We start from the raw sequence: 14,689 nt of genomic DNA, 5'->3' as shown, positions 1-14,689 counted from the left end.
ATCCTTGTAGTACACGATCGGTGGTCCGAATAGTGCACGATTTACACGATGGCGGGATGGCAGCCAGGGGTGCTTAAGCGCAAGGCCTTCAGCCAATGTGCCACCTAGTTGCGATGGGCTTTTGGGTTGAGCAGCAAGTGGGCTAGCTACGACCAACCAACACCCAGGAGCAGAATTCGACTGAGCCACATCGCTTTAGGCCGCCAGGTTGCGGAAGCGGGTGAATTGGGGCTCGAACAGCAGCTTCACGGTGCCCACCGGTCCGTTGCGGTGCTTGGTCACGATCACTTCGGTGATGCCCCGGTCGGGAGTTTCGGGGTTGTAATACTCATCGCGGTAGATCATCAGCACCAGATCGGCGTCCTGCTCAATTGAGCCCGATTCGCGCAGGTCGCTGAGCATCGGTCGTTTGTTGGTGCGTGATTCCACGCCACGGCTGAGCTGCGACAGGGCAATCACGGGCACGTTCAGTTCCCGTGCCATGCCCTTGAGAGCCCTTGTGATCCTTGAAATTTCCTGCACCCGGTTGTCGGGGCTGGATCCTTCCATCAGCTGCAGGTAGTCGATCACGATCAGTCCGAGCTCCTTTCCCTGCTCGGCCATCAGTCGCCTGCAGAGCGAACGCATCTCCAGCACCCCTGAGTTGGGTTTGTCATCGATGTAGATGGGCAGCTGGCCCAGGGTGTTGATGCCCTGGCCAAGCAGCGGCCATTCCTCCTGCTGGAGTCGGCCTGTGCGCAGTCGGCCCGCCTCGATGCCCACCTCCATCGACAGCAATCTGTAGGTGAGCTGTTCCTTGCTCATCTCCAGGGAGAACACACACACCGGCATGTCGTGCAGCTGAGCCACGTTCTTGGCCAGGTTGAGCACGATCGAGGTTTTGCCCATGGCCGGGCGCCCGGCCACGATGATCAGGTCACTGCGCTGCAGGCCCTGGGTCATGGCGTCCAGGTCGTAGAAATTCACCGGGATGCCCGCCACTGAGGTTCCCAGTGAGCGGCTTTCAATCTCGTTGAAGGTGCTGGTGAGGATTTCGGCGGTGGGCGTCAGACCCTGAGACGGCTTCTCCTGACTGATGGCAAAGATGGTTTGCTCGGCCTTGTCGAGCACCTGCTCCATCGGCAGGCCCTGATCAAAGCCCAGCTGGATCACTTCGTTGCCTGAGCGGATCAGTTGCCTGCGCAGATATTTGTCCATCACCAAGCGGGCCACCTGTTCGATCGAAGCGGTGGAGGCCACGCGCTCGACCAGCTCCACCAGCCGGCTGCTTCCACCCACCTTGTCCAGGGCACCGGTGTCTGCCAGCCAGGCGGTCATCGCTGTGAGATCGGTCGGTTTGCCCTGGCTATGGAGCATCAGCGCTGTGCGGAAGATCTCCCGATGGGCATTGAGATAAAAAGCTTCCGGTTGCAGCACGTCGGCCACCCGGCCGATGGCATCCGGGTCGAGCAGGATGCCACCCAATACAGCCTCTTCCGCCTCCAGGTTCTGCGGTGGGATTGAATCGGGCAGGGCCTCGAAGCTGGGCTCTTCACGCCTGCGACCTTTGCCGAAGCCGCGGCGTTCCCCTTCGGTGGACTCGCCACCTGACCCTGACAAGGGAACGCTCACCATGGCGGCAGCAGCTCAGAAAGAAGAACCACTCTGACGCACCTTGTCGGTGACATCAGAGTCATTTTTGCTCTGTGCTCAGTAGCTGACCACTTCCAGGTTGATTTCAGCGGTCACTTCGCTGTGAAGCTTGACCTGCACCTTGTAGTGGCCCGTCCGGTGGATGTCGGGCACGGTGATGTCACGACGGTCCACTTCCTTCTTGGTGGCCTCTTCGATCACCTCAGCCACATCACCGTTGGTGACGGTGCCGAACAGCACGTCGTCTTCGCCGGTCTGCTTCTTCACCGTGAAGCGACCGATGGTGTCGAGTGCGGTGCGGAAGGCGACGGCTTCCTCCTTGAGAGCGGCCTGGCGCTCGGCTTCCTTGGCGCGACGATGTTCCACCTGCTTCATCACAGCGGGGGTCACCGGCACGGCTTTGCCGAAGGGCAGCAGGAAGTTGCGGGCATAGCCAGGGGCAACTTCCACCAGATCTCCGTCCCGGCCGAGGCTGAGAACGTCCTCATTCAGAACCACTTGTACGCGCTTGGCCATGGGAGAAGGATCCTGACGACGTCTGATTAGCGATCGACAACTTTACGACTTCACGGGCAGGCGCACTTTGGTGGCCAGGCCCAGGGCACGCATCAGCCGGATGTGCTCCCAGGTGAGATCGATCTGTCCAGGCTGCAGGCCATGACGCGCTGAATGTGGGAAGGCGTGGTGGTTGTTGTGCCAGCCCTCGCCGAAGGTGACGGCAGCCACCCATTTGTTGTTGCGGGAATCGTCACCGCTTTCGTAGGCCACGGTGCCCCAGCAGTGGGTGGCGGAATTCACCAGCCAGGTCACGTGATAGACCAGCACCAGGCGCAGAGGAATGCCCCAGAGCACCAGGGCCCAGCCGCCCGCACCGGTCGCTGTGCCGATCCAGAACAGAAGGCCTGCCAGAGGAAGCTGCAGAACCAGGAACCAGTTGTTCAGCCATCGGTAGTAAGGGTCCTTGGCCAGATCACCGGTCATGCGGGGTACCTCCTGCATCGCCGGAATCGCATCAAACATCCAGCCCATGTGGCTCCACCAGAAACCTTTGTTGCTGTTGTGGTGATCCGCATCCGTATCGGAATACTTGTGGTGATGCCTGTGCAGTCCTGCCCAGTCGATGGGTCCGTGCTGGCAGCTCAGGGCACCGCAGGTAGCAAAGAAATGCTCCAGCCAGAGCGGCACCCTGAATGAGCGGTGTGAGAGCAGACGGTGATAGCCGATGGTCACGCCAAGGCAGGCGGTGACCCAATACAGCACCAGAAGGCTGGTGACGGCTTGCCAGCTCCAGAAGGCCGGTGCCAGGGCCACCAGGCCAAGGGTGTGAATCACGATCATGAATCCGATCGTCAACCAGCTCTTTTCGGTCTTGGGGGCGATGCGCTCCTGGCTCTTGCTGCGCTGGTAGGGCTTGATTGCCAGTGTGGGAGCGCGATGCGAAACTGTTCTTCGACTGGGTGGCGATGGCGTTTTTACGGCGCTGGGTGCCATGACTTGATCCCGGTTGATCTCTGCACACTACACGTGATACGGATACGTATCAAGGAATGGACAAGACAAGTGGTTCTGATCATGTCGCCAAAGGTTATCGCCAGCGTCTTGAGGAAGGGCGTCAGGCGATGGCCCATCTGATCCATGTTTGGCATGAGCGCAACGGCTGGTCTCACAAGGTGCTGCCGGCTCTGGCCGATGCGCTGGATCTCGGTCGCGTGCACAACTCCCAGATCTCCAATCTGCGTAACGGCAAGCTTTCGTCTCCAGGCCCGGAGGTCTTTCTCGCCCTTGGTCAGGCGAATGCTGTGCTGCACCAGGGCCTGGATTCCATTCGCGATCAGCTCGCGGAAGTTCACCCCGATCTGCTGCGGGTGTTGAGCGAGAGCGCCGTACCGCTTCTTGCTGGCGATGGAGAGCCTCTGGGTGCCGGCGAGCTTCTGGAAATCTTCGTGGGTCTTGGCCCTTTGCCCCCTGGGTTTGACTGGCGGATTGATCCCGCTGAAGCCGCTTCCCTGAGTGCAGCGATTGCCGACAGCCTTTGCCGCGGTCAAGCCTGGCGTCAGTGTCGTGATCAGGTGATGGAGGCCTATCCGGTCACCAAGAACCAGCGCCGAGATCGCTTTGCCGAAGTGATGGCAGGCCTGAGGGAATACAGCGCCGAAGAGCTCGACGGAGAGTTCCTTGATCTTCATGCCACCCACATGGCCCTTGAAGGCAGCAAAGGCCAGAGCGCTGAGGCTTTTCTGGCCGAGTTGCGATCGGCGGCTCAGCCGGGATAACGGGCCTGCCTGACCCGACGGGTCAGGCCGAGCTTCTGCAGCAACCGGATATGCATCCAGGTGATGTCGAATTCAAACCAGCGCAGTCCATGGCGGGCGCTGCCCGGATGGGCATGGTGATTGTTGTGCCAACCCTCTCCGAAGGAAAGGACGGCCACCCACCAGCAGTTTCTTGAAAGATCCGGACAGTCGAAGTTGCGATATCCGAAAGCATGTGTGGCCGAATTCACAAGCCAGGTGACGTGGTACACCACCACCAGACGCAGAGGAATCGCCCAGAGCACCAGTCCTACTCCGCCTCCGTGCACCTGAGCTGCATTGCCGTACCAGTAGAGCGCCAGGCCGATCGGAATCTGCAGCACCAGGAACCAGCGATCCAGCCACACATAGAAAGGATCCTTCAGCAGATCACCGCCGAAGCGTTCCTTGTGCTCAAGAGCAGGGATCTCGTGAAGCATCCATTCGCTGTGACTCCACCACAGGCCCCTGCCTGCATCGTGGTGATCGTTGGGTTGATCGGAAAATTTGTGGTGGTGACGATGCAGGGCCACCCAGTCGATTGGTCCGCTTTGTGCGGCGAGCGTGCCCATGATCACCAGCACTCGTTCCAGCCAGCGGGGCACTTCGAAACTCCGGTGAGCGACGAGTCGATGCAGGCCAAGGGTCACGCCGAGCACCGTGGCCCAGTAGAGAATTCCGAAGGCCACAGCTCCCTGCCAGCTCCAGAAGCGTGGCAGCAGCGCAATGGTGGCCAGCACGTGCATCGCCAACATGAAGGATGTGGTTCCACCCTTCAACTTGCGCTGTTTGCGGGGCAGTCGCTGGCGAGGTGCCATCACCGCTGCGCGCATGCGCAATTCGCGGTTGGAGCGGGTGACTGCCGGAGTGGTGGTGACCAAGAAGTTTCTCCTTGAACCAGTTCTGTTGTGGTCGGAACGGCTACAGCCGGCGACAGAAACAGTTGGTTGGAGACGTGAATGTAAAAGAAAACAGGAGGCTTTCCGCGGTTTCCCATGGCACAAGCATCAGACCGCTATCGCAACAGCACTCGTTCAACACCTATGGATCTCAGTGAGGCCAGGGCATTTGCCCGCCAGAAGGTCGACGCTGTGCGTGAGCATCAGCAGCCTTTTGCTCGCCAGCGCACCGCGGCTGTGGCCAATCGGTTGCAGAAGGTTCTGAAGGCATTTGAGGCCGAGCGGGTTGGCACACAGCATTTCGCCTCCGTGAGTGGTTACGGGCACGGAGACCAGGGGCGAGAGGTGATCGACCGCGTGTTCGCACGCGTGCTCGGTGCTGAGGCGGCGGCCGTGCGATTGCAGTTCGTCAGCGGGACTCATGCCATTGCAGCAGCCCTGTTCGGTGTGCTTCGGCCTGGTGATTGCATGCTCTCCATCACAGGACGTCCCTACGACACACTCGAGGAGGTCATCGGTCTGCGGGGGGAAGGGCAGGGCTCTCTCAGAGATTTCGGCGTCGTCTATGACGAGCTGCAGCTCACCGCTGCCGGGGAGGTTGATGAGCAGTCTCTGGAGCAGGCACTGGATGTCCCCCGCCGCTTGATTCTGATGCAGCGCAGCTGCGGTTACAGCTGGCGTCCATCGCTGAGTGTTCAGATCATCGGTCGCCTCTGTGAACGCATTCACGACCGGCAGCCCGATTGCGTCTGTTTTGTGGACAACTGCTACGGGGAGCTGGTTGAGGCTCAGGAGCCTTCCGAGGTGGGTGCGGATCTGGTCGCAGGTTCGCTGATCAAAAACCTGGGGGGAACGATCGCTCCGGCCGGTGGTTATGTCGCCGGACGCGCCGATCTTGTCGAACAGGCCTGCTGCCGTCTCACCGCTCCGGGGATCGGCAGCGAGGGAGGAACTGGATTTGATTTGAATCGCCTTTTACTGCAGGGGCTTTTCCTGGCGCCGCAGATGGTGGCTGAAGCACTGATCGGTGCTGATCTTGTGGCCGGGGTGTTTGCCGATCTCGGTTTTCCGGTTCAGCCCGTCGCCGGGGCGGCCCGCGGTGATCTGATCCAGGCCGTGCAACTGGGTGATCCTGACGCTCTCAAGCTGATCTGCCGAGCTTTTCAGGCGTGCTCGCCGGTGGGCTCTTACCTGGATCCCGTGCCTGCGGCGATGCCTGGTTATGCCAGTGATCTGGTGATGGCCGGCGGCACCTTCATCGACGGCAGTACCAGCGAGTTCTCCGCTGATGCGCCCTTGCGCGAACCTTTCAATCTCTTTGTTCAGGGGGGGACCCATCACGCCCACATCGAGTTGGCGCTGACTCAGGCACTGGAGGCCCTGGCTGCGGCGGGACATCTGAATCTGGCGCACACTGATTGAGAGACGCTCGTTGCGGCCCGATGGCCTTCGACTTCCCAGCCTCATATCGCTACGCCGATAGCCATGAATACGCCTGGCAGGATGCCGAGTTGATCCGCGTCGGCCTGAGTGCCTATGCCGTGGATCAGCTCGGTGACATTGTGTTTGTTGATCTCCCAGAGGTCGGCACTGATCTCAACCGTGGCAGCAGTTTCGGCACCGTTGAGTCGGTGAAGGCCGTTGAAGAGATGTATGCCCCCCTGAGCGGCGAGGTTCTTCAGCGCAATGAAGCTCTGCTGGCCAATCCTGAAGAGCTACAGAAGGATCCCCATGGTGAGGGCTGGTTGCTCGTGATCCGACCCAGCGATGTGACCCAGCTCGAACAGTTGATGGATGCAGCCACCTATTCCGCCAAGGTGGCGGCGTCCTGATATCACATCGGCTGTCGGGTCAAGTTGCCTAAAGTCGGCAACCCTTGTAGCTGCACCATGACTCTGCTGGATCGGCGCGTGGTGCAAACAACTTCGGTGCCGTGTCTGCCACCGTTTGCCAAGCGCCACATCGGCCCAGGCAGCGCAGCCAACCAGCTGATGCTCAATCAGCTTGGATTCTCCGATCTCGAGAGCTTTCTGCGGGCCGTTGTTCCTCAGGACATCCTTGACCCAAGTCCCCCGCAGGAAAAGCTTCCCGAGGGAGTTGGTGAGCAACAGGCCCTCGATGAGATGCGTCAGCTAGCGGGCCTGAACCGCATGATGCGCTCGCTGATCGGTCTGGGCTACCACGGCACGGTCACGCCCGCCCTGATTCAGCGTCAGGTGTTGGAGAATCCGTCCTGGTACACCGCCTACACCCCTTATCAGGCGGAGATCGCCCAGGGACGGCTGGAGGCACTGCTCAACTTTCAAACCCTGATCAGCGAGCTGACCGGCCTACCGATCGCCAATGCCTCGCTTCTGGATGAAGCCACCGCTGCAGCGGAAGCCATGTCGATGAGCTTCGGCGTCTGCAAGCGAGCCAATGCAACCCGTTTTCTGGTGGATGCTGCCGTGCTGCCCCAGACCCTGGCGGTACTGCGCACGAGAGCTCAGCCAATTGGTGTGCATATCGATGTGGCCGAGCCGGATCAGTTCGCCTGGGGTGATGATGTCTTCGGCGTTCTGCTGCAGCTGCCGGGACGCTGCGGCCGAATCTGGGATCCGAAAACCTGCATTGCCAGGGCCCATGAACAGGGAGCCCTTGTGACTGTGGCTATTGACCCACTTGCTCAGGTTCTTTTGGAGCCGATGGGCGCTCTCGGTGCGGATATTGCCGTGGGCAGCGCCCAGCGTTTCGGAGTTCCGATGGGTGGCGGTGGTCCGCATGCGGCCTTCTTCGCTACCCGTGATGACTACCGCCGGCAGGTGCCGGGACGCATTGTCGGTCAGTCCCGAGATGCCGAAGGCAATCTCGCGTTGCGTCTGGCCTTGCAGACCCGCGAGCAACACATCCGCCGTGACAAGGCCACCAGCAACATCTGCACCGCCCAGGTTTTGCTGGCGGTGATGGCTTCGTTCTATGCCGTTCACCACGGTCCGGAAGGTCTTGAAGCGATCGCCCGCCGCCTGCTTCGTCTGCGCTGTGAGCTGGAGCAGGGATTGCGTTCGCTGGGATTCACCCTGCCTAGTGGTCATCGTTTCGACAGCGTCGATGTGGTCTGCCCGCAGGCGCCGCAGGTACATCAGCTGGCCGCTCTCGCCGGTTTCAATCTGCGTCTGCTGCCCGATGGTGCCTCGATGCAACAGGCCGAAGGCTTTGGTATCAGCCTGGATGAGCTCAGCGATAGTAACGAGGTGAGCCGGTTGCTTGCACTTGTGGCTGAAGCCACCGGCGGCGATCTGCCAGAGGGTTCTGAGGCCTTCGATGAGGGCGAAGCACTTGCCGGTCTACCGCTTCGTTCCAGCCCCTGGCTGCAGCAACCGGTGTTTCACCGTTATCGCAGTGAAACCGAGCTGCTTCGCTACATCCAGCGACTGGTCAGCAAAGATCTCTCGCTCGTGCACGGAATGATCCCGCTGGGAAGCTGCACCATGAAGCTCAATGCCGCTGCTGAGCTGGTACCGGTGAGCTGGAGAGAGTTCGGAGGCATTCATCCCTTCGCTCCTGCCGATCAGCTGGCGGGCAATCGCCGCATGGCCGAAGACCTGGAACGCTGGCTGGCCGAACTCACCGGCTTCGCCGGTGTGTCGCTGCAGCCGAATGCCGGTTCCCAGGGTGAGTTCGCGGGTCTGCTGGTGATTCGTGCCTGGCATCGGTCCCGCGGTGAGAGTCATCGTGATGTCTGCCTGATTCCCACCAGCGCTCACGGCACCAATCCGGCCAGCGCTGTGATGGCAGGTATGCGAGTTGTGCCGGTGGCTTGTGACGATCAGGGCAATGTTGATGTGGAGGATCTGCGCAGCAAGATCTCCGCGAACGCCGATTCCCTGGCGGCGTTGATGGTCACCTATCCCTCAACCCATGGGGTGTTCGAGACCCGCATCCGTGAGATCTGCAGCCTCGTTCATGACCATGGCGGACAGGTGTATCTCGATGGCGCCAATCTCAACGCCCAGGTCGGCGTCTGCAGGCCTGGTGCCTTCGGTGCCGATGTCTGTCATCTCAACCTGCACAAAACGTTCTGCATCCCCCATGGCGGCGGTGGCCCCGGAGTGGGTCCCATTGCCGTGGGTGAGCATCTGCTGCCTTTTCTGCCTGGTCACCCCTTGATGGCCTGCGGCGGTGATCAGCCCATCTCGGCTGTGTCTGCGGCCCCTCTGGGCAGTGCCGGAATCCTGCCGATCAGCTGGATGTACCTGCGCCTGATGGGCCCTGCGGGATTGCGCCAGGCCACCGCCGTGGCCTTGCTGTCGGCGAACTATCTGGCCCATCGGCTTGATTCTCACTATCCGGTTCTGTTCCGCGGAGAGGGCGGGCTCGTTGCCCATGAATGCATTCTTGATCTGCGCGACCTGCGACGCAGTGCCGGTCTTGAGGTCGATGACCTGGCAAAGCGCCTGATGGATTACGGCTTCCACGCTCCAACGGTGAGCTGGCCGGTGGCCGGCACTGTGATGGTGGAACCGACCGAAAGCGAGAGCCTTGAGGAACTGGATCGCTTCTGCGACGCCATGATCGCGATCCGCGCTGAGGTGGCCGCGATTGAAAACGATGCCAGCGATCGTGAGAACAACCCCCTGCGCCGAGCCCCCCATACCCTGAGCGCTGTGACCGCCGATCACTGGGATCGACCGTATTCAAGGGACCAGGCCGCATTCCCGTTGCCCGATCAGCGACACAGCAAGTTCTGGCCTGCTGTGGCCAGGATCGACAACGCCTACGGCGATCGCAATCTGATTTGCACTTGCCCCAGCGTGGAGGAACTCGCTTCCTCTCAGCCGATGCAGTAAATTTTCATCGAAATCGAAAATTAGTATTCGATTTTTTATTGTGCAATGGAAACATTGATCACACTGCACAGCATTCACCGTCGCAAAAAGGGAATCAATGAGTCGCGACACCAAGCATCGAACTGAATTGACCGAGCAGACCTCAGATTCTCTGCAGCTTCCCGACATTCCTGAGTGCCTTCAGGCAGCCCTCGGTCGTGGCCACACGTTGACGATTGAAGGCACCAATGTGCTCAGAGTTCCTTTCGGAATCCGTCAGGCCAGACGCCAGCGTCCCGAGCGTCCGGAGCGCTGGGCCACTCTGGTGATTCCTATTCAGTCCCAGGGAACTCCAACGCCACCACCTCAGGCCGCCTGATCTCTCAGGCGACCGAAATCAGGCTTGCGTCCTCTTCCAATCTCCAGTCCACGAGCGCTTTCACGTCCGCCAGCGAGCAGGTGGGTGTGCGAAACGGCAGAAGACGCATCGGACTGCGTTCCGGCCTGACCAGCCAGCTGTGATTTTGTTGCTGCAACAGAACAAAGCCGCGGTAGCGAACCGCGTACTGAGGGTCCTGGATGATTCCCATTCGAGGAATGGTGTCGGTGCGTTGACCAGGTCATTTCAGAGCCATGGATGTGGTGTGCGCACGAAATCCTGATTCTCTTTCGAATTGGTTTCAGCGTCTTCACCGGTGGGCCATCCCATCGATGGTCGATTTCCTCAAAGCTGGAGTGGGGTCATCTGCAGCAGACGTTGCATCAGATCGGCAATGCTGTCGTCTTTGGCTGGCTTTGCGTAATTACTGAGCAGCTGACGACCCACCACCTGAGCGCCGAGATGGGTCAGCTGGATGCGCAGTGACACCAACAGCTCCATCCCGCCCCCGCCGGAGAAGCTGGCCATAGCGATCGGTCGTCCGTTGAAAAGGGCTCGGAAGTCATCGCCCTCGACCGACAGCCAGGCGATGGCATTGGTCAGCACCGGCGGGATCGAACCGTTGTATTCCGGTGCACAGATCACCCAGCGCGGTGCGTCCATCAGTTGCTTCTGAAGCGCAGGAACCTCCCCGGGCATCCCCTTTTCCTGCACCCGCGGTGTGAACAGAGGGAGTTCAAGCGTGGTGAGATCGAGCAGATCCGCGCTTCTTCCCTGTGCACGCGTCTGGTCAACGAAGCGCTGGGCCAGCTTGAGGTTCTCGCCGTTGCTGGCGGCGATCACCAGCACATCGGAATCGTTCGTCGTGCTCATGATCAGCAGTGCATGCACAAAATGAATTGTGACGACTTTCGGCAGCCAGTGCTGGCGTCACGGCGCGACGCCATTCCTCAGTAGTTAGCTCCGCTGCGTCTGTGGTGGACGGCTGTGGAGGCTTCCTGATCCAAGACACCCCCGTGATCCAGTTCGGCATAGATCAACCAGTGGTCTCCGCATTCCATCCGCTGGCTCACGCGTCCTTCCAGCCAGGCGAGTGCTTCAGGCAGCAATGGCTGTTCATTGGGACTGGCTTCGAGTTCAAGGCCGCTAAACCGATCCGCTCCCGGCTTGAACGGTTGCAGAAACTGTTTCATCGGACCGCTCTCGCGACCTTCAGCCAGCACATTCAGAGCAAAGCGATCGCCTTTGTGCAGAAGAGCTTCCACGGCGCGGTCCTTGGCGACAGCAACGGTCAGTCCTGGGGGGGTGAAACTGGCCTGGCTGACCCAGCTCGCCACCATGGCACCGCTGAGTTCGCCCTTGCGCGTGGTGAGGACGCACAGTGATCCCACCACGCGTCCGAGCGCCAGGACGGCTGGATCGCTGCGGCTTTCACTCATGCTGCCGGCATTGCGGCGCTGAGCACGCTTCTCCGCCTGCAGAAGTTTGCGCGCGAAACGGGTGCCGATTTCCTCCAGCTCCTTGACCTTGGCGCGATCAGGGCTGAATTTGACCCGGATCGTGTCGAAGCCGAAGCTGAAGCCGCCATCGCGCAGCTTTGTTTCCAGCAGATCAACGGCTTCGCCGCTCCATCCAAAGCTGCCGAACACGCCGACCGGTTTGCTGCGGTCACCCTCAGCCAGGAGGGTTCCAAGCGCAGAGACCACCGGTGTGGGTGCGTGGCCACCGAGGGTGGGCGAGCCGATCAGGATTCCATCCGCAGACCGGATGGCGGCAACGAGCTCCTCCGCTGGTGTGAATTCGCAGTTGAGGCTGGTGACCCGGATGTTGGTGCGACTGACACCCCGTGCCAAGGCATCGGCAATCGCAGAGGTGTTGCCATAAGCGCTGGCGAAGAGCAGAACCACGTTGAGGCTGGATTGCTGGTGACTCTCCCCCCAGCGGCGGTAATCATTCAGGAGGCTGCGCCAGCTGGCCTCGATTGCCGGACCATGGGCCGGTGCAATCGTGCGGATGCTCAGTTCTTCCAGACGCTCAACAATCAGGTCAACCTTGCGTGCCATCGGCGCCATCAGGCAGTCGTAGAAGTGACGTCTCTCCTCCTCGGTGCTGCTTCGGTTGGCCTCCGCCCAAGCGCTGGTGCAGAGGTGTGCACTGAAGAACTTGTCGCTCATCAGCAGCCCGAAGCGCTGTTCGAAGGCCATCAGTCCACCCGGCCAACGCGGCGTTGGTGCTGGCAGCAGCAGCAGGTTGCGCCCGTTGCTCAACGGTTGAAACTCCTCCCGTCGGATCACTCTCAGCGGCGGGAATGGTGGCAGTGCTGCCTGCTCCTCCTCCGCTCCGGGGGGCGCCGGTTTGCGTTGGTTCCAGAGCTCTCCCAGCAGCTTGGCGCCGGGATTGGACGCGATCAGTTCAAGGCCTGGATAAATCCCGGCCAGTTCCTGTAACAAGGCCACACGGTTGGGGTTCACGTGCCCCACGACAATCAGCAGGGGTCGATCCGTGGCTGGCAGAGCTTCCAGAAGAGCAGGAACAAAAACGCTGCTGTAGGCCATACCCGGTGGATGCACGAGAACGGCGGGCTGCTCCACGCCTGTTGCGTCAGTGCCTGCCTCAAACAGAAAACTGTTGGCCGTGCTGCCGCGCTCAAGCGCGTATTCAAGTTCGAATCGCAGCCTTTGGGGGCTGAGCCCCCGAAGACAGGCCAGCCCCCGGTCTACCGGCAGGTTGATCACCTGACTTTGAGGGGATGCCGAGCTGGCAACTGTGGTGACCATCAGTAACGAATTGGATTTGACTGGGCTTCTAGAGCTTTTTGAGCAACTGCGATTGACTTTCAGCTGCTTTGTGTTGGTTGATTTCTTCTAAATATGGCAGTGGCCCGTGGATTCGGGTAACGCTAAACATTTCATTCTAGGTTTGTTCAGGTCGTATGTAGCTCAAATGAGGTTCGCCGATAGTCAACATGAGCGTATAAATCGAATAAACAGGTTTGATTTCTAAATAGTTAGATAATTATTATAGCTCTTGCAAGGCAGGCTTAATTGTCAAATTAAAATAAGCGCGAGCAATTTCTAAAAATAATTGATTAATCTATCATGAGCAAGGTGTTGGAAATCGCATTTGCTGGAAAATAGTTACCCTTGTTTATTGTATTTTTTATGTATTTGTTCCGGTGATTTTACCCCATGCACTACGTCGAGAAAGTCGTTGTGGTTTAAAAGTTGTTCTACATTATTATTCTGTAGATTTAATGGAGAATCAACATATTTTGGATGGTGCTTGGCTTGGCTTAAGTTTTTTAATTTTAAAAAAGTATCTGGAATAAAATTCATCCCATAAAGTATATACTCATGCGCTGGCAGGCCAAATATTTGTCTGCCGTTAGTGAAATGATTATGAGATGGAGGTGTGCCTCGCCAAAAATCTAATAACTCTTTGATGTGACTGGGAATATTTATTGAATCTTTGAATTCATTCCAGAAACTTGAATCATCTCTGTCTGATAGTAAGTAATGTAAATATACGAAATCAGCACATTCTTGGTACCTTTCTCTCATTTCCTTGTTGAATTTTTTTCGTGCCCATTCTTGACCGTTTAACGGGAAAGTCGAGGCGAGCAAGTCCAGTGCAGCTTCGATGAAGTAAATTCCTGTTGATTCTAAGGGTTCGATAAAACCTGAACTTAGACCTATGTTGACTACGTTGCCATCCCATGGCCTGGCAAGATTCCCAGCTTTGAATGGAATTATTTTTAGATTATTAGTATCAATTTTTTGATTTAAATACTTTTCAAATGTTGCATAAGCCTCCTCTACATCCATGTGAGATTGACTGAAAACGCAGCCTACTCCTCTTCTCGAGTAGAGCGGGATATCCCATATCCAACCAGCCGAATGGGCGCTGGCAATGGTTGTAGGGCTAATTGCCGTCTGATCATGGGGGACGCATGTGGTAATTGCCATGTCAGATGGCAAAAAATCGAATTTTTCGTAGATATTTTCTTTTTCACAGAGAATTCTTTGGAAGCCGCTGCAGTCGATGTAAAGGTCGCAAGCTAATGATGTTCCGTCTTCTAATCTAATTTCTGTAATCAGCTCTTTTTTACGTTTGATTTGACTGACTTTGCTTTTGTAATGTGTAATTTTAATTTTTTGGCTATGCGCTTTCAGGAAACGAGTGATTTCGCTGGCATCCACATGCAGGGAATATGTGTATTGTTGAATGAGGCTTCCATCAGCTCCTACGCTAAAGGGAGATTTTTTGTTTCGAATTGCTGCAGGTTGAGAACTTGAGAAATCTGCAAATGAAATATTGTGCCCGCACTGATACCACTTTAGGAATGATGATGAGCGTGATTCAATACTTTTTGGCAAGTCGTAGGGATGATAAAAGATGTCTTGATCTTTCAACCAGTTTTGAAATGTAATGCCTTGCTTTAAGGAGGCATTGGTTTCAAGGATGAATTTCTGAAGAGGTATATTAAGTACTTTGAGAGTTTTATGAATAGTTGGCAATGTTGATTCTCCAACTCCAATTGTATTGCCATTTTCAGGGTCAACAATAGAGACTTTGACTTGATCTTTCAAGGCTGATTGCAGATAGCAGGCGGATAACCATCCTGCTGTGCCGCCACCAATAACGATACAATGTTTTTTTTGCTGATTATCGATCATTGTTTGC

The 14,689-nt window shown here is 57.7% G+C and carries 13 protein-coding genes; 5 read left to right on the top strand and 8 right to left on the bottom strand.

Annotated elements, in window-relative coordinates:
* Positions 1–195: 195 nt before the first annotated feature.
* The 3 genes from dnaB to SIB56_RS10835 all read right to left on the bottom strand — a co-directional run bounded on the left by dnaB (position 196) and on the right by SIB56_RS10835 (position 3,123).
* Complete coding sequence (gene dnaB / locus SIB56_RS10845) at positions 196–1,614, bottom strand: replicative DNA helicase (RefSeq protein ID WP_413323950.1); 1,419 nt, start codon at positions 1,612–1,614, stop codon at positions 196–198.
* A gap of 75 nt (positions 1,615–1,689) precedes the next feature.
* Positions 1,690–2,148, bottom strand: a complete 459-nt coding sequence (gene rplI, locus SIB56_RS10840; protein ID WP_413323949.1) for a 50S ribosomal protein L9 — start codon at positions 2,146–2,148, stop codon at positions 1,690–1,692.
* Positions 2,149–2,190: 42 nt separating this feature from the next.
* The gene (locus tag SIB56_RS10835) at positions 2,191–3,123 is read right to left on the bottom strand and encodes an acyl-CoA desaturase (protein WP_413323948.1); all 933 of its coding nucleotides are present in this window, start codon (positions 3,121–3,123) and stop codon (positions 2,191–2,193) included.
* A 56-nt stretch (positions 3,124–3,179) separates the two neighbouring features.
* Here SIB56_RS10835 and SIB56_RS10830 point away from each other — a divergent pair, with 56 nt between their 5' ends.
* Entirely contained in the window at positions 3,180–3,905 is a 726-nt protein-coding gene (locus SIB56_RS10830) for a hypothetical protein (protein ID WP_413323947.1), read from the top strand.
* Here SIB56_RS10830 and SIB56_RS10825 read toward each other — a convergent pair.
* On the bottom strand, positions 3,893–4,756 hold the full coding sequence (locus tag SIB56_RS10825; RefSeq protein ID WP_413327321.1) for an acyl-CoA desaturase: 864 nt from the start codon (positions 4,754–4,756) through the stop codon (positions 3,893–3,895). The two genes, SIB56_RS10830 and SIB56_RS10825, sit on opposite strands and share 13 nt — an antisense overlap.
* 210 nt (positions 4,757–4,966) lie before the next feature.
* On the opposite strand from SIB56_RS10825, the gene SIB56_RS10820 reads away from it, so the two are divergent.
* From SIB56_RS10820 to SIB56_RS10805, 4 genes are all read left to right on the top strand, one after another.
* Positions 4,967–6,244, top strand: a complete 1,278-nt coding sequence (locus tag SIB56_RS10820) for an aminotransferase class I/II-fold pyridoxal phosphate-dependent enzyme (RefSeq protein WP_413327318.1) — start codon at positions 4,967–4,969, stop codon at positions 6,242–6,244.
* Positions 6,245–6,264: 20 nt separating this feature from the next.
* Positions 6,265–6,654 (top strand): glycine cleavage system protein GcvH, encoded by a 390-nt coding sequence (gcvH, locus tag SIB56_RS10815; protein WP_413323946.1) that lies wholly within the window; start codon positions 6,265–6,267, stop codon positions 6,652–6,654.
* Between the two features lie 57 nt (positions 6,655–6,711).
* Positions 6,712–9,648 (top strand): aminomethyl-transferring glycine dehydrogenase, encoded by a 2,937-nt coding sequence (gcvP, locus tag SIB56_RS10810; protein ID WP_413323945.1) that lies wholly within the window; start codon positions 6,712–6,714, stop codon positions 9,646–9,648.
* A gap of 97 nt (positions 9,649–9,745) precedes the next feature.
* Complete coding sequence (locus SIB56_RS10805) at positions 9,746–10,006, top strand: hypothetical protein (protein ID WP_413323944.1); 261 nt, start codon at positions 9,746–9,748, stop codon at positions 10,004–10,006.
* Positions 10,007–10,010: 4 nt separating this feature from the next.
* Here SIB56_RS10805 and SIB56_RS10800 read toward each other — a convergent pair whose 3' ends face one another.
* The 4 genes from SIB56_RS10800 to SIB56_RS10785 form a co-directional block, all read right to left on the bottom strand.
* Positions 10,011–10,217, bottom strand: a complete 207-nt coding sequence (locus SIB56_RS10800; protein WP_413323943.1) for a hypothetical protein — start codon at positions 10,215–10,217, stop codon at positions 10,011–10,013.
* Between the two features lie 134 nt (positions 10,218–10,351).
* Positions 10,352–10,879, bottom strand: coding sequence for an NADPH-dependent FMN reductase (locus SIB56_RS10795; protein WP_413323942.1), 528 nt, complete (start codon positions 10,877–10,879; stop codon positions 10,352–10,354).
* Positions 10,880–10,956: 77 nt separating this feature from the next.
* Positions 10,957–12,783 carry a flavin reductase gene (locus SIB56_RS10790; RefSeq protein WP_413323941.1) on the bottom strand — a complete coding sequence of 609 codons (1,827 nt, stop codon included), beginning with the start codon at positions 12,781–12,783 and terminating at the stop codon, positions 10,957–10,959.
* Positions 12,784–13,143: 360 nt separating this feature from the next.
* Entirely contained in the window at positions 13,144–14,682 is a 1,539-nt protein-coding gene (locus tag SIB56_RS10785) for a tryptophan halogenase family protein (RefSeq protein ID WP_413323940.1), read from the bottom strand.
* Positions 14,683–14,689 lie beyond the last annotated feature (7 nt).

Source organism: Synechococcus sp. MIT S9503, from assembly GCF_047304175.1.
Classification (GTDB): domain Bacteria; phylum Cyanobacteriota; class Cyanobacteriia; order PCC-6307; family Cyanobiaceae; genus Synechococcus_C.
This window is presented reverse-complemented; position numbering and strand designations above follow the sequence as displayed.

What these genes read in the sequence shown, in the direction of transcription:
- SIB56_RS10800 (WP_413323943.1), bottom strand. Translation starts at nt 10,217, where the DNA reads ATGGGAATCATCCAGGACCCTCAGTACGCGGTTCGCTACCGCGGCTTT.
- SIB56_RS10835 (WP_413323948.1), bottom strand. Translation starts at nt 3,123, where the DNA reads ATGGCACCCAGCGCCGTAAAAACGCCATCGCCACCCAGTCGAAGAACA.
- SIB56_RS10785 (WP_413323940.1), bottom strand. Translation starts at nt 14,682, where the DNA reads ATGATCGATAATCAGCAAAAAAAACATTGTATCGTTATTGGTGGCGGC.
- dnaB (WP_413323950.1), bottom strand. Translation starts at nt 1,614, where the DNA reads ATGGTGAGCGTTCCCTTGTCAGGGTCAGGTGGCGAGTCCACCGAAGGG.
- gcvH (WP_413323946.1), top strand. Translation starts at nt 6,265, where the DNA reads ATGGCCTTCGACTTCCCAGCCTCATATCGCTACGCCGATAGCCATGAA.
- rplI (WP_413323949.1), bottom strand. Translation starts at nt 2,148, where the DNA reads ATGGCCAAGCGCGTACAAGTGGTTCTGAATGAGGACGTTCTCAGCCTC.
- SIB56_RS10795 (WP_413323942.1), bottom strand. Translation starts at nt 10,879, where the DNA reads ATGAGCACGACGAACGATTCCGATGTGCTGGTGATCGCCGCCAGCAAC.
- SIB56_RS10790 (WP_413323941.1), bottom strand. Translation starts at nt 12,783, where the DNA reads ATGGTCACCACAGTTGCCAGCTCGGCATCCCCTCAAAGTCAGGTGATC.
- SIB56_RS10825 (WP_413327321.1), bottom strand. Translation starts at nt 4,756, where the DNA reads ATGCGCGCAGCGGTGATGGCACCTCGCCAGCGACTGCCCCGCAAACAG.
- SIB56_RS10830 (WP_413323947.1), top strand. Translation starts at nt 3,180, where the DNA reads ATGGACAAGACAAGTGGTTCTGATCATGTCGCCAAAGGTTATCGCCAG.
- gcvP (WP_413323945.1), top strand. Translation starts at nt 6,712, where the DNA reads ATGACTCTGCTGGATCGGCGCGTGGTGCAAACAACTTCGGTGCCGTGT.
- SIB56_RS10805 (WP_413323944.1), top strand. Translation starts at nt 9,746, where the DNA reads ATGAGTCGCGACACCAAGCATCGAACTGAATTGACCGAGCAGACCTCA.
- SIB56_RS10820 (WP_413327318.1), top strand. Translation starts at nt 4,967, where the DNA reads ATGGATCTCAGTGAGGCCAGGGCATTTGCCCGCCAGAAGGTCGACGCT.